This is a genomic window from Veillonella parvula DSM 2008, from assembly GCF_000024945.1.
GTDB classification, from domain to species: domain Bacteria; phylum Bacillota; class Negativicutes; order Veillonellales; family Veillonellaceae; genus Veillonella; species Veillonella parvula.
The window spans coordinates 2,029,652-2,042,482 of record NC_013520.1; the positions used below are offsets into that span (position 1 = coordinate 2,029,652).

A 12,831-nucleotide genomic window follows, 5' to 3' on the forward strand; every position below is an offset into this window, starting at 1 on the left:
ACAAAGCTAGCCACCTCTAAAAAGAGATGGCTAGTTTTGTTAAACAAGTGTGTAAATGTATTTTCTTTACACATTCGGAGGCATTTGAAATATGTAAAGACGCTAATTAGAATATGGATTCATAGATAGCGATGATTTCTTCCTTAGATGCATCTCGTGGGTTGCCAGGTGTACATGCGTCATTGAAAGCAGATTCAGCGAGGAATGGAATATCTTCTCGTTTCACGCCCGCTTCGCTAAGGGATTTAGGAATGCCTACGTCATCAGCTAATTTTTGAATTACGTCGATAGCCGCTTGACGATAGGTACTTTCATCCATAGTATCTACATGCGGAACGCCCATAACACGCGCGATTTCACGATATTTTTCACCGGTAGCAGGAGCATTGAATTTCAATACCGCTGTTAACAACATCGCACAAGCCTTGCCATGAGGGATATCGTACACAGCACTCAATGGATGCGCCATGGAGTGAACGATGCCGAGACCTACGTTGGAGAAGCCCATGCCTGCAATGTATTGACCTAAAGACATAGCTTCACGGCCTGCATAATCGCCAGCCACAGCACTGCGCAAGGAACGACCGATGATTTCGATAGCTTTCAAATGGAGCATATCAGTTAGCTCCCATGCACCTTTTGTGATATAACCTTCTACGGCGTGTACGAGGGCATCCATACCTGTGGCAGCGCAAAGACCTCTTGGCATAGACGCGGACATATCAGGATCCACGATGGCAACGATTGGAATGTCATGAGGATCAACACAAACGAATTTGCGATTCTTTTCAACATCCGTAATAACATAGTTAATAGTAACTTCTGCTGCCGTACCAGAGGTAGTAGTAACAGCGATAATTGGTAAGCAAGGGTTTTTAGTAGGCGCTAAACCTTCAAGGCTGCGCACATCGGCGAACTCAGGGTTCGTAATAATCGTAGCAATCGCTTTACTTGTATCGATTGGACTACCGCCACCAACAGCAACGATAACATCGGCACCAGCCGCCTTACAAGCCTCAACACCAGCCGTTACGTTTTCGATGGTAGGATTTGGTTTGATACCGTCGTAGATTTCATAATCGATGCCTGCCGCATCAAGTAAATCTGTTACCTTAGTAGCCACTTTAAATTCAAATAAATCAGGCGTAGATGTAACGAGGGCTTTTTTGAAATGACGATTCTTAATTTCGTTCACAACCTCCTGAATCGCGCCTTGTCCAAAATAGGACGTACCGTTCAACATAATTCTGCGAGCCATATACTTCACTCCTAACAAAACAAACTATACAATAAAAAATAAACCGACAGAGAATCACTTTACCTATTAATTCTCTATCGGTTTAATAAAATCCTTGAAAGCTCGTTATGTATACACTATATATTTTTCTATTGTAATGATTCTAAATTTTGCTCATTTTCATAAGCAAGATTCGTTTCACCGATTCATCGAGTCGTTCTTTCGAGATGCGACCGTCTTTCACGGCTTTCATAAGGCCATTGTAAGCCTCTTGCATGTGTTCGTATTCGTGACATACGAGCAAGATGTCGCTACCTGCGAGGATGGATTGCACTGCCATATCACCAAAAGTATAGTGTTTTGCGAGGGCACCCATGTCCATATCGTCCGTTACGACAACGCCATTATAGCCTATGTCCTTGCGCAACCAATCCGTAATAATCGCTTTCGATAAACTAGCAGGATGATCTGGATCGATTTGTGGGTACATCGCATGAGACACCATGATTGTATAGGTATTCGGTTTAGACTGTTTGATAAGGTCTATAAATACCTTTGTGTCCTCTGAAAGCAATGTTTCTTTAGATACAGGAACGATACTTGTGTCCGCGTGCAAGTCTACATCAGTCTTACCAATACCCGGAAAGTGCTTATAAGAATACCATAAGCCCGCTTCATCATAAGCCTTGCCAACGGCGCCTGCATAGCGAACGACCTCGTCAGGACTCGTACTATAAGAACGACCATAAGTTAATCCCAAATCCGCCACAGGAGCAAAATTAATATTGAATCCCAAGTCTTTTAGTTCTGCACCAGACTGTTTTGCCAAGGATACAGCTTGCTCAACGGGCATTTTGCCTACCTCCTCAGCGGGAGGAACCTTGATGAGCTTATCATCCATGCGCGCTACCGCACCGCCCTCCTGGTCGATACCGAGGAACAATGGCGTTAAACCCGCGCTTTTACCGGCCTTGTTAATATCTGTAATGAGCGTTTTAACTTGATCCTTGGACTCCATGTTACGGTCGAACAAGATGATACCGCCCACACGGTACTCGTTGAGCATAAATTTAGCGTCATCGTTTAGCGTTGTTCCGTGAATGCCAATCATCAACAATTGACCCACCTTGTCTGCATCGGACATATTCGCCACTAACTTGTCCACCTTTTGCTCTGGTGAAAGTTCGCTTTGTGCCACAGACTCATAGGTCACAGGCTCTGCCTTTGAAGTAAATGGATTATGTAAACCGCAGCCTGTTGTGAGTGCTAATGCACCAATCATAGTGGCTGCTACGAAACGTCGAAACATATATACCTCCAAAATCTCTAAAAAGTAGTATGTATAGTATATCAAAAAATATAAACGAGCCCAACATAATCAATACGCGACAAGCAGCAGTATAGTACATGCATCTTACAAAACAAAAAGATTGTTACTCGAAAACCCAACGGGTATATCCATTGAGAGAATCAAATAACAATCTTTATATGTTTCATTTTTGTTGTGTAAACATTATAGTTTACATTTTGGATTGGAAACTATGTATCTTACATTTTGGATCTATAAAATGTGTATGTTACATTTCGCAAATTAAATTTTGCCTTGCTCTTTCATTTCCGCTAAGAGCTTTACGATACGAGGCCCACAGCCTTTACCACCGCAAGCGCCCGTGCCAGCACGAGTCACTTCTTTTACTTGTGGAAATGTATGAGCACCATCTAAAATGGCTTCTTTAATCGTTTTGCGCGTAATACTACGACATGTGCACACCTTTGTAAGTTTGTCCAGAATCGCCTCTGGCACTTGATTTTCTTCAAAATTCATATGTAATTCCTCTTTTATTCACTTGAATATCTATATACTGTATCGATTTTATATATCGATTTACGTGTCGATTTAGTGTATTGATTTACATATCGATGTAGCGGATCAATTTACTCTATCGATAGTATCTAATAATACACTGTAATATTAATATATCGAAAATTTACGATTTCTGTATTTATTATAACACAATTGAGGAACTATATCGATAGTTTTTAATATAAAATCCAAAGAACAGTCAAAAGTAAAATTGTTACTATAAAAAACGAAAAAAATTTACAAATACATTATATGTAAAGATAAGCTAAATCTATCTATAAACTATAAAAAACTACCATAAAGATATTATCTTTATGGTAGAAACTTTCACAAAATATAATTATAGTATGAGCCCAATAATGGCAAAGTAGATTTTAAATATCGTTTGTTGTAATGGACGAATAACCATGGAAATAATGGGTGTGTTAATAAGGATGATAAAGAATAATAAATTAAGCATCCCTAATTGGTAATATCTCATCTGCCACTCTGTAGGCAACCACGGCAAGATAATATTAAAACCAGGCAATGGTGGGAACGGAATCAAACAGAAGATTGATAAGCCAATACTATATAAAATAATATATTGCATAACCATGGCAAGACCTTGGGACTCCATGAGGCCTAATTTTCCAAGGAGCATATATATAAAGGTGAATATAAAGCCTGCTATAAGACCTGCCACAGGACCTGCAAAGGCAAGCAAGCTTATATCACGTCGTGGATCTTTAAAGTAAGATGGATTAATTGACATAGGTTTTGCCCAACCAAAGCCAACAAGAATAATACAGATGATACCAATTAGATCAAGGTGTGCCATTGGTGATAATGTGAGGCGTCCCGCCAGACGTGGCGTTGGATCACCAAACCAAGTTGCTACCTTTGCCTCTGCATATCCAAAGATAGAAAAAACGATCATAATAGCAGGAATACTTGCTAATATCTGAACCGGATTTAAATCAAACATAGAACTCCTTTATTGTTTAGCTTCCCATGCGGTGTAGCCTTCTTGAATGCAACGAAGGGCATTTAAGGTACGGGGATAGCCGATATACGGCACGCATTGAGATGCGATATTAATCAAATATTGTTTGCTGTTCCCTACGTTCAAATTACCTTCTACATGAGCCTTGAGTTGAGCTTCACAGCCACCTTGAGCCGCAAGGAAGCAGAAGGTAATCATTTCACGATGAGCCACGCTAAGGCCTTTACGCGTATAGTAATCGCCGAACATATTGGCAAGCCATTTGTTGATATGACGAATATCTTCTGGCCCTTCTTGGTAAGAATTGCGCATAGACGCTCCGAAGATTTCCACTTGTTTCTCCACGCCCTTTTCAAGACGAGACTCACTAGTAATAGTGCTGCGAGATGGATCAACAATAGCCTCTCCTCGATAGTCAAAAATCTTATTGGTCACCTTAAAGAATGGGCGCACACGTCCGATGCCAAGATAGGGCACCGCTTGATAAATGAGCTCTACCACTTCATCAGGAATAAGACCAAAGTTTAATGCTGCCGGTAGCATTAATGCATATTCATCAACAGCGGAGGCGCCTACTAATGTAGCAAGAATGGCTAAGAAGCGATCCTTTGCCGGTACATTACGGCCTTCTTCGGTGATGACTTCATCAAAGGCAAAATTATCAAACAATACTTCAAACTCTGGATCAATATAACCTGCTGGGGCTGCAATATCAGGGAACATACGCTCCGTATAGGCTTGAGCAAATTCAGATTTAGACATAAAAAACCTCCATAAACAACACTGGTGAAAGCCCAAAAGGAGCTTTCACCAGCAATAGTTATGTAATTATTACGGTACGGGCCATCAAATTATAACGCTGGGAATTCGAAAGTTGTGCCGTATACTTCTTTCCAAGCAGCCATGAACATATTAAACTCATTTGTTCCAGGTTGAATTTGGTAAACTTGACCATCTGGAGCGTAACGATATACAGTATGTAAGCTTGGATGAACAAGATATTTGAATAATGTAGCTTCTCCGTATTGGTTATTATGCATGTTAATCACATTAATACCAAATACATGGTTACGGCTGCTATCGATACCTTTAAACTCAGATGCTTTATCAAAGAAATACGTTTCTGTACCATTTGCACTATTTGGAACCTCTGGGTAGTTAGCTAACCCATTCCAGTTTGCTGCATTTGCAACACCACCTACTAATAATGTACCTGCTAATACAAATGCACCTAATAAATTTTTATTCATAATGCTCTCCTTTGTGCCACGAAGGCAAATCACGAATCAGTCATACTCTCACATGACTTGAATACAATACGCTATATATATAGTATATCACATTTTTAATAAAATTTTTAGATTTCCAAGGTTACAGAATATATGCATATGAGGTTCTATCAAATTAGCCCTTCATGTTCTCTGCTGTTTTTGCATTTGCGTTATCGATTGCTTCTAGTAATTTATTAAGCAACATACGCAATTGACGTGTTTCTTCTACGTCAAATATAGGACCTGACGCTTCAGCCAAGCGGCGTGGTATATGAACCGCTACATCACGTAATGCTTTGCCCGTATCAGTAAGGGTTACCATAACTACGCGTTCATCTTGACGACTGCGTTTGCGTTTCAAGAATGCTTTGGCTTCTAATTTCTTTAAAAGCGGTGTTAATGTACCGGAATCAAGGCGCAATACTTGTCCCAATTCCTTAACGGATAAATCACCATATTGCCACAATGCCATCATTACGATGTATTGAGTATATGTCAAATTTAAAGGATCCAAGTGACTACGATATGCATTAACAATTTCCTTTGCCACTACATAGAGTGGAAAGCTCAATTGATTTTCCAATCTTAAATATTCTGAATCAGGAACATCTTCTTTATGTTTGTACCCTTCAAGTACACCAATTTCTGCCATATTCTACCTCCATATGCACACAATTATCTACTAATTAATTGTACACAATTTTACGGTAAACAGTCAACGCAAAAAGCCCACTTTGAACAGATATTTTTAAATTTGTCAATTAATTAATATTTATTTTCTTATTCGTTAAGAATTAGGTGCTTCTATAGAATTTATGGGTAAAAATCATACCATAAAGCTGTTACTTTATTTATAAATTAATTTGATATTAAATTAGAAAGTTATAACTTCTGTTTTCAATGAAATCTTCTTTTGTTGCAGGCCCGTCTCCTAATAAATGACTTAGTAAAAATACGCCCCCTACTAGGTCCTTCCTTGTAGTATAATAAAAGAAATTCTATATCAAAGCTAACTTATAATAGGAGGCCTATATGAACACCTTAGAGTGCATCAAAACTCGTCATAGTACACGTAAATTTAAAGCAGATCAAGTATCTAGAAAGCTCATCGATCAAGTGCTCGACGCAGGTCGCCGCGCTCCATCTGGCGGTAATACACAATTAACACATTTCATGGTCATTACAAACCAAGATGTACTTCAAGAACTAGTAACACTCGTTCAAGAAGAATACGGCAAAATGCCGATTACAGAAAATACTTTATCTTACATGGTGAATATCATTAAGATGTCCGCCGAAGGCAAATTCGTATTCAACTATGGAGCGCCTGTACTCATCGTATTGGCTAGTAAACCAAGTTATGCCAACAACTTTGCTGACGTGTCATGTGCTATGCAAAACATGATGCTTGCCTGCAATGAACTTGACCTTGGTAGTTGCTGGGTTAACCAAATCCGTCATCTTCAAGATAATGAACGCATCCAAGCCAAAATGCGTGAACTAGGTCTTAGCGAAGACGAAAAAGTCTACGCTAGCCTCTCTATCGGCTACCCAGATCTACCAAATGGTCTTAACCGCCGTGAAATCGAAGCCAAAGGTTATCCTGTAACATATATTGATTAATCAACACTGGAAACCATCGATTTCATACTATAAGTGAAACAAAAGCGCTATCTATCCCACAACTCTATTTGAGTTTCCTTAGGGATAGATAGCGCTTTTTATTGACTATATTATTTTTTAACGCTCATCGATTTAGTAATCAAATCGATACACACACTCCATACTTATATTTATAATGAACTACTATTAAGCCTCAAACACGCGTTTACGAGCTACGTTCATGAGAACGGAATGATCATCATCTACTATGTAATTAGATTTGTAAGCCCAACGCAATAGTAATGCAGAGTTTGCAACTACGAGAAGGCTCCCTCCGTTATGAACAAGGGCCCCCCACACTGGAGATAAAGTACCAACCATTGCCAAGATGATAGCTACGAAATTCAAAAGCAAGGAGAAAGAAAGATTAATTTTAATAGTAGTCATCATGCGTTTAGATAATGCCACTAAGTGAGGAATTTCCTTTACATTATCGCTGCCGGCGTTGCCAATACGAGAGCACAAGGACAGAACATAACGAGGATGGTTACGGCACGAATGATTTCTCCAGTTACCACATAGGTGCCAACCGCGGCTAATAACGCAATCACTACAATCCATGTGGCCCAACGGTCAGCCAAGCTAACGATTTTCGCATTACCTTGTGTCAATAACAAAATATGTACAATTATTCATATATACTCAAAAGTACAGGAAAAATGCGGATTCAATGAGATTATATTATTCATGCATAGCCTCATTACGCAAATGCATGAACAGTTATTCATATATATATATTTACAAATTAATAATTTTTACATAGAAGATATTTTGATATTTTCAACCTATTCAATACTATTTCAACCTAATCAATACTATCCATAATACAGTTTTCTAATAACTATTTATTATAATAGAAAATTAAGTATAGTCGACTACATACCCTACATGGTATTATTACAAATGACATGTTGTAGAAAGGATGTGTAACGATGTCGATTTTCTCTCCTGCTCCTCATATTGAACGTTTACCTGAGGCGCAAATCGATTCCACCTACAAACGTCTTCGTCGCGAAGTCTTTGCAGGTACATTTATTGGTTATGCTACATTCTATTTGATCCGTCAAAACTTTAGTTTAGCTGTTCCGTACATGATTGCTGAGTACGGCTACACCAAAGCGGATCTCGGTATAGTTATGACCATCTTATCCGTAGCTTACGGCGTAAGTAAATTTGTTATGGGTAATGCGTCTGACCGCTCTAACCCAAAATACTTCTCCACAGTAGGTCTATTGCTTAGTGCTTTAGTTATGTTATTATTCGGCACCTTACCAGGTGTTATGAGCAGTATTCCTATCATGTGCGTTCTTGCCTTATTAAACGGTTGGTTCCAAGGTATGGGCTACCCTCCATATGCGAAAAACATGGTAACTTGGTTCTCCCGTTCCGAACGCGGTGCTTGGTGGTCCTGGTGGAACGTTTCCCACAACCTAGGTGGCGGCATCATCGCTCCTCTTGCTACGCTTGGCATCTACCTATTCGGTACATGGCATAGTATCTTCTTCTTCCCTGCCCTTATCTCTATCGTGTTAGCGATTATTACCTTTGTATTGTTGAAAGATACGCCTCAATCCTGTGGCTTACCGCCTATCGAAGAATACAAACATGAAGTAGTTCATACACATACAGCAAATGAAGAAAAAAGTACTTTCAAAGAAATCTTCTACAAATATATTTTGCATAATAAATACTTATGGTATCTTGCGATTGCAAACATTTTTGTATACTTCATCCGTTACGGCGTAGTTAGCTGGGCACCAACCTATTTAACCGCTGTGAAAGGCTTCACAAAAGAAGGTTCCCGTTGGGCTTACTTCTTATACGAATGGGCCGGTATTCCAGGCATGCTCGTAAGTGGCTACTTGAGTGACCGCGTATTCCGTGGCCGTCGTGCTCCAGCTACGATTTGCTTTATGTTATTCGTTATCTTGGCAATCCTCGTGTACTGGTTTAACCCTGCGGGCAATATTCTCATCGATAACTTAGCACTCATCGCTATCGGCTTCCTCATCTACGGTCCTGTTATGATGATTGGCCTTCAAGCAGCAGATATGGTGCCACGCGTAGCAACAGGTGGTGCTACTGGCCTTACAGGCCTTCTTGGTTACCTCATCGGTTCTGCCGGTGCTGGTGCTTTCATGGGTCTCATGGTTGACCTCTACGGTTGGGATGGTGGTTTCATTGCCCTCGTTGGTGCATGTATCCTATCCATCGTATTCCTACTCCTCACCCTTGGAGACAAAGGACAACAATAGAATATGTACTGTATAATACGTAATGTATAAATACGTACTGTACAACTCACTGTTGTATATACAAAACTCCCCTAGTAATACTTATGATTACTAGGGGAGTTTAATTATTTATGCGATGCACAAGGAACTGTTTAATACTTTTAAATTATACACGAGACCAAGTCGCGCCAAGCCATGTAATGCAGCAGCTGTTACAGGATTGATAGATCCTAACACACCAGCACCGATGATGGCAACGTGGAACAAAATGGACACGATAAGTAGGCCCAAATGGCATTGTTTCGCCTCTTTTGAAAGCCCCGCCGTTGGAGAGTTTTCATCTACGAGAGAACCCATCATGAGTGCCACAAGAACGAGTTCCAAAGAGCATGGGCAAAGGATAACTAGCAATGTAATGGTATGCATAAAGTTCTGCGTCAATGCATAGGAACCCATGGAAAGCAACATGACAGCCACAACAATAACAGATGAATAATTGTTGATGCCCTGACGCAAGGCTACAAGCTGTGTAGGCATGGTCGGCAACATATCATCATCCAATGTATAATGTACGTCGCCCGTAATAAGCTGCTCTAAGAAAAAGCCACCATGTACGATGAGTCCTACATAAGCCGCCGTATGATAATCTCCAATCGCAATAAGCGCCACCATGGCTATCACGATGAGAAAATTAGCGTGAATCTCTAAATGATCCAAAATACTTTGCACGCTGTTGATGAGCAATGGCAAGCCACAAATGATGACCGTTACCCACGCCAAATCAATAGCTGGATTCATAGGCTCCGTAAGCGCATCTAATATAATAAATAACAAGCCGAGTGCCAAAATAGCCCCCTGCGTACGCAGAGACACCTGCGCTGATAAAGACTGTAAAAACTTCATATAGACCTCTCTATAAATGAGATACCGGCCTTACTTAATCCGGAAATAAAATACAAAACAATTTATTAAATAGTAAGGTACACCCATGCAATATGACACTAATCTTGTGTTAATATCGTACTAATATTAACCTAATAGTAATCAACTACCGATCTGAAGTACCTTTTGTTTCTATTCTAAATTTTTATAGTACCCATAGGGGTATATCTATTGTGTAAATATTATACAAAATATATAAGTTATATACAAATCAAAATTTTTGATAAATGAAAAATATCTTAACTGTAAAAGAGATCCTAGTCGTGAGCTCTAATTTCTTTATTAAAACGTAGAAAGAACAGGTCCCTAAAAACGACTTAGCTCGCTATGGAGGCTTTTAGGGACCTGTTCTTTCGGTTAACTAATATGAAATTAGAGCTTCAACGCCTCAATCCATTCTGCTTCTTTAAATCCAACGAGTACTTTGTCTTCAAGAACCAAGATAGGACGTTTTACAAGCATGCCATTAGATGCTAATAAAGCTAGTTTTTCTTCTTCACTAAGGTTCGGCAATTTATCCTTTAATTGTTGTTCACGGTAAATCATACCAGAAGTATTAAAGAATGCTTTCAAATCCTTGCCAGATTGTGGATACCAAGCAGCGATTTCCTCTGCTGTAGGATTTTCGGACTTGATGTCACGATCTGTGTACTTAATTTTGTGATCATCTAAGAATTTCTTTGCTTTTTTGCATGTTGTGCATTTAGGATATTCAACGAATAACATAGGTTCTCCTTATATCAATATTCAATGTTGTAACAACTTACTTATTTAAGTTAATTTTACCAAATACATCGAAAGTTATCAATCTCTTATTGACAGTCTACGGGGTCTAATGAAGCACAATGTGTAATAGAGGATAATACTTCATCCATCCCCTCACTAAGTTTTGCTGTACGCAAATCAACATCCATCTGTAAACGCAAGAAATACCCTTCCGAAACACCAAAGTATTTCGCTAAACGCAACGATGTATCTGCTGAAATAGACCGTGTACCATTCAATATTTCTTGAATACGTGAAACAGGCACATGTATATCCTTAGCTAATCGATATGCAGATAGTCCTAATGGATCCATAAACTCTTCCTTTAATATTTCACTAATGGTAGGTGTAGGAATAAACTTTTCCATATTAATTTCCTCTCTATTAATGATAATCTACAATTTCTACATCATAAAAACTACTAATATCTTTCACTTTAAAACACAGTCTATACTGACTATTAATCCGCAAACTATATTGTCCAAATCGATCTCCTTGCAACAACTCCAAGCGATTACCTGGTGGCCAACGTAAATCTTGTAATGATTCAGCATTATCTAACAATAGTAATTTACGAAGGGCTAGCCTTTGTATAAACGGAGAAAAGCGTTTGGAAAAGCTTTGATAGTAAACTTTTTCTGTTTCCTTATCCTTAAATCCGATAATCATAGAATCTCTCCTTTGATTATACCTGTTTAACAGGTATAATTCAATAACATATACTTGAAGAATAACTATACATAGAATTGAAATTATTCTACAAACAATTTTGGTAAAAGAATTCTATAAAACATCATTTAAATCCTACACTTGCGATGACTCTATTGGTCACCTATTTCGGAATGTAATAAATTTACCTTATTGTCATAATTGAATTTAAACTATCATTAATTCGCACATCTATTAAATTGATTTTAAAAAGTAAAAAGGCCTACATCCTCGACCGTATCATGTACAAAGTACACATCAAAGGTTCAAAGAATATAGGTCTCTTATAAAAATCTATATATTATTGTAATGCTAATTATAGCAAAAATGTAAGCCCCATTGCCATGAAAATGGCTGGCAAGAGGTTGGCAATACGTATTTTACCAGGCCAGATGAGGTCGATACCAACGCAGAAAATCAAAATAGATCCAACGTAGGATAGGTTATCGATGGCACTAGGTGTCATCAGAGGCGCTGCAATATGTGCCATTGCCGTGATGAGCCATTGCGTAATACCTACAGGAATAAAGGAGAACAGCGCCCCTTTTCCCATAGAGGATACCATAACCATAACGATAATACCGTCGAGGATGCCTTTTAAAAGCAACGTCTGATAATTTCCAGTAAGACCGTCTTGAATGGCACCAAGTACCCCCATAGCACCTACGGTAAACGTCAAAGATGCAGTAATAAAAGCATGTGTAAACTTTGGATCACCAGCATTGCCAGTGCGAGCTTTCACCCAATCACCAAACACGGTAATCCAATGATTAAGATCGATAATTTCGCCAATCACGGCGCCTACGACCATGCTAATAATCATCAATAGCGGCCCCGTTGTTTGTAGAGATCCGTTGACAATGACGAGCATATACTTCATAGCCCCACTCATACCGAGGAGGAGCACGATAATACCGCTCACAATCATGAGCGTCTGCTTTAAATTTTCTTTCATAAAGCGACCAAACGCGAGGCCACATAGGCTACCAGCTATAATGAGACCAATGTTAATGGCCGTTCCCAAACCAATCATATATTTCCCTTCTTTAATTGTGAAAGTAACACTATCAATTTACTTCAGTATAACAACTACATCGAAAGAAATCAATTTATATGGTATAAAATATATACTATGAAATTGAATTAATTAAAGATTCTTTAAG

The 12,831-nt window shown here is 39.0% G+C and carries 16 protein-coding genes; 2 read left to right on the top strand and 14 right to left on the bottom strand.

Going from position 1 to position 12,831, the window contains the following annotated elements:
• Nucleotides 1-106: 106 nt before the first annotated feature.
• The 7 genes from fucO to VPAR_RS09085 form a co-directional block, all read right to left on the bottom strand.
• Complete coding sequence (gene fucO, locus VPAR_RS09055) at nucleotides 107-1,258, bottom strand: lactaldehyde reductase (protein WP_012864972.1); 1,152 nt, start codon at nucleotides 1,256-1,258, stop codon at nucleotides 107-109.
• A 142-nt stretch (nucleotides 1,259-1,400) separates the two neighbouring features.
• A complete protein-coding gene (locus VPAR_RS09060) occupies nucleotides 1,401-2,546 on the bottom strand; it encodes a glycoside hydrolase family 3 N-terminal domain-containing protein (protein ID WP_012864973.1) in 1,146 nt (381 codons plus the stop codon).
• A gap of 282 nt (nucleotides 2,547-2,828) precedes the next feature.
• Nucleotides 2,829-3,062, bottom strand: a complete 234-nt coding sequence (locus VPAR_RS09065) for a (2Fe-2S)-binding protein (protein WP_004698293.1) — start codon at nucleotides 3,060-3,062, stop codon at nucleotides 2,829-2,831.
• Between the two features lie 379 nt (nucleotides 3,063-3,441).
• Nucleotides 3,442-4,068, bottom strand: a complete 627-nt coding sequence (locus VPAR_RS09070; RefSeq protein ID WP_012864974.1) for a site-2 protease family protein — start codon at nucleotides 4,066-4,068, stop codon at nucleotides 3,442-3,444.
• A gap of 9 nt (nucleotides 4,069-4,077) precedes the next feature.
• Nucleotides 4,078-4,848, bottom strand: a complete 771-nt coding sequence (locus tag VPAR_RS09075) for a carboxymuconolactone decarboxylase family protein (protein WP_012864975.1) — start codon at nucleotides 4,846-4,848, stop codon at nucleotides 4,078-4,080.
• Nucleotides 4,849-4,937: 89 nt separating this feature from the next.
• Nucleotides 4,938-5,336 (bottom strand): hypothetical protein, encoded by a 399-nt coding sequence (locus tag VPAR_RS09080; RefSeq protein WP_012864976.1) that lies wholly within the window; start codon nucleotides 5,334-5,336, stop codon nucleotides 4,938-4,940.
• A 154-nt stretch (nucleotides 5,337-5,490) separates the two neighbouring features.
• Nucleotides 5,491-6,009 carry a MarR family winged helix-turn-helix transcriptional regulator gene (locus VPAR_RS09085; RefSeq protein ID WP_012864977.1) on the bottom strand — a complete coding sequence of 173 codons (519 nt, stop codon included), beginning with the start codon at nucleotides 6,007-6,009 and terminating at the stop codon, nucleotides 5,491-5,493.
• A 380-nt stretch (nucleotides 6,010-6,389) separates the two neighbouring features.
• Between VPAR_RS09085 and VPAR_RS09090 the strand changes: the two genes are divergently transcribed.
• Nucleotides 6,390-6,980: a nitroreductase gene (locus tag VPAR_RS09090; RefSeq protein ID WP_012864978.1), complete on the top strand. Its 591-nt coding sequence runs from the start codon at nucleotides 6,390-6,392 to the stop codon at nucleotides 6,978-6,980.
• Between the two features lie 186 nt (nucleotides 6,981-7,166).
• On the opposite strand, the gene VPAR_RS09715 is transcribed toward VPAR_RS09090, so the two are convergent.
• Nucleotides 7,167-7,427: a hypothetical protein gene (locus VPAR_RS09715; protein ID WP_042466845.1), complete on the bottom strand. Its 261-nt coding sequence runs from the start codon at nucleotides 7,425-7,427 to the stop codon at nucleotides 7,167-7,169.
• Between the two features lie 17 nt (nucleotides 7,428-7,444).
• Nucleotides 7,445-7,636, bottom strand: a complete 192-nt coding sequence (locus VPAR_RS09720) for a P-type ATPase actuator domain-containing protein (RefSeq protein ID WP_042466846.1) — start codon at nucleotides 7,634-7,636, stop codon at nucleotides 7,445-7,447.
• A gap of 315 nt (nucleotides 7,637-7,951) precedes the next feature.
• On the opposite strand from VPAR_RS09720, the gene pgtP reads away from it, so the two are divergent.
• The gene (gene pgtP / locus VPAR_RS09105) at nucleotides 7,952-9,274 is read left to right on the top strand and encodes a phosphoglycerate transporter protein PgtP (RefSeq protein WP_012864979.1); all 1,323 of its coding nucleotides are present in this window, start codon (nucleotides 7,952-7,954) and stop codon (nucleotides 9,272-9,274) included.
• Between the two features lie 108 nt (nucleotides 9,275-9,382).
• Here pgtP and VPAR_RS09110 read toward each other — a convergent pair whose 3' ends face one another.
• The 5 genes from VPAR_RS09110 to VPAR_RS09130 all read right to left on the bottom strand — a co-directional run bounded on the left by VPAR_RS09110 (nucleotide 9,383) and on the right by VPAR_RS09130 (nucleotide 12,701).
• Nucleotides 9,383-10,156: a hypothetical protein gene (locus tag VPAR_RS09110; protein ID WP_012864980.1), complete on the bottom strand. Its 774-nt coding sequence runs from the start codon at nucleotides 10,154-10,156 to the stop codon at nucleotides 9,383-9,385.
• A 411-nt stretch (nucleotides 10,157-10,567) separates the two neighbouring features.
• The gene (locus tag VPAR_RS09115; protein ID WP_004698187.1) at nucleotides 10,568-10,921 is read right to left on the bottom strand and encodes a Spx/MgsR family RNA polymerase-binding regulatory protein; all 354 of its coding nucleotides are present in this window, start codon (nucleotides 10,919-10,921) and stop codon (nucleotides 10,568-10,570) included.
• 86 nt (nucleotides 10,922-11,007) lie between these two features.
• Nucleotides 11,008-11,328: a HigA family addiction module antitoxin gene (locus tag VPAR_RS09120; protein WP_012864981.1), complete on the bottom strand. Its 321-nt coding sequence runs from the start codon at nucleotides 11,326-11,328 to the stop codon at nucleotides 11,008-11,010.
• 16 nt (nucleotides 11,329-11,344) lie between these two features.
• On the bottom strand, nucleotides 11,345-11,629 hold the full coding sequence (locus VPAR_RS09125) for a type II toxin-antitoxin system RelE/ParE family toxin (RefSeq protein WP_012864982.1): 285 nt from the start codon (nucleotides 11,627-11,629) through the stop codon (nucleotides 11,345-11,347).
• A gap of 355 nt (nucleotides 11,630-11,984) precedes the next feature.
• A complete protein-coding gene (locus tag VPAR_RS09130; RefSeq protein ID WP_012864983.1) occupies nucleotides 11,985-12,701 on the bottom strand; it encodes a DUF554 domain-containing protein in 717 nt (238 codons plus the stop codon).
• Nucleotides 12,702-12,831: the final 130 nt, after the last annotated feature.

What these genes read in the sequence shown, in the direction of transcription:
- fucO (WP_012864972.1), bottom strand. Translation starts at nt 1,258, where the DNA reads ATGGCTCGCAGAATTATGTTGAACGGTACGTCCTATTTTGGACAAGGC.
- VPAR_RS09060 (WP_012864973.1), bottom strand. Translation starts at nt 2,546, where the DNA reads ATGTTTCGACGTTTCGTAGCAGCCACTATGATTGGTGCATTAGCACTC.
- VPAR_RS09065 (WP_004698293.1), bottom strand. Translation starts at nt 3,062, where the DNA reads ATGAATTTTGAAGAAAATCAAGTGCCAGAGGCGATTCTGGACAAACTT.
- VPAR_RS09070 (WP_012864974.1), bottom strand. Translation starts at nt 4,068, where the DNA reads ATGTTTGATTTAAATCCGGTTCAGATATTAGCAAGTATTCCTGCTATT.
- VPAR_RS09075 (WP_012864975.1), bottom strand. Translation starts at nt 4,848, where the DNA reads ATGTCTAAATCTGAATTTGCTCAAGCCTATACGGAGCGTATGTTCCCT.
- VPAR_RS09080 (WP_012864976.1), bottom strand. Translation starts at nt 5,336, where the DNA reads ATGAATAAAAATTTATTAGGTGCATTTGTATTAGCAGGTACATTATTA.
- VPAR_RS09085 (WP_012864977.1), bottom strand. Translation starts at nt 6,009, where the DNA reads ATGGCAGAAATTGGTGTACTTGAAGGGTACAAACATAAAGAAGATGTT.
- VPAR_RS09090 (WP_012864978.1), top strand. Translation starts at nt 6,390, where the DNA reads ATGAACACCTTAGAGTGCATCAAAACTCGTCATAGTACACGTAAATTT.
- pgtP (WP_012864979.1), top strand. Translation starts at nt 7,952, where the DNA reads ATGTCGATTTTCTCTCCTGCTCCTCATATTGAACGTTTACCTGAGGCG.
- VPAR_RS09110 (WP_012864980.1), bottom strand. Translation starts at nt 10,156, where the DNA reads ATGAAGTTTTTACAGTCTTTATCAGCGCAGGTGTCTCTGCGTACGCAG.
- VPAR_RS09115 (WP_004698187.1), bottom strand. Translation starts at nt 10,921, where the DNA reads ATGTTATTCGTTGAATATCCTAAATGCACAACATGCAAAAAAGCAAAG.
- VPAR_RS09120 (WP_012864981.1), bottom strand. Translation starts at nt 11,328, where the DNA reads ATGGAAAAGTTTATTCCTACACCTACCATTAGTGAAATATTAAAGGAA.
- VPAR_RS09125 (WP_012864982.1), bottom strand. Translation starts at nt 11,629, where the DNA reads ATGATTATCGGATTTAAGGATAAGGAAACAGAAAAAGTTTACTATCAA.
- VPAR_RS09130 (WP_012864983.1), bottom strand. Translation starts at nt 12,701, where the DNA reads ATGATTGGTTTGGGAACGGCCATTAACATTGGTCTCATTATAGCTGGT.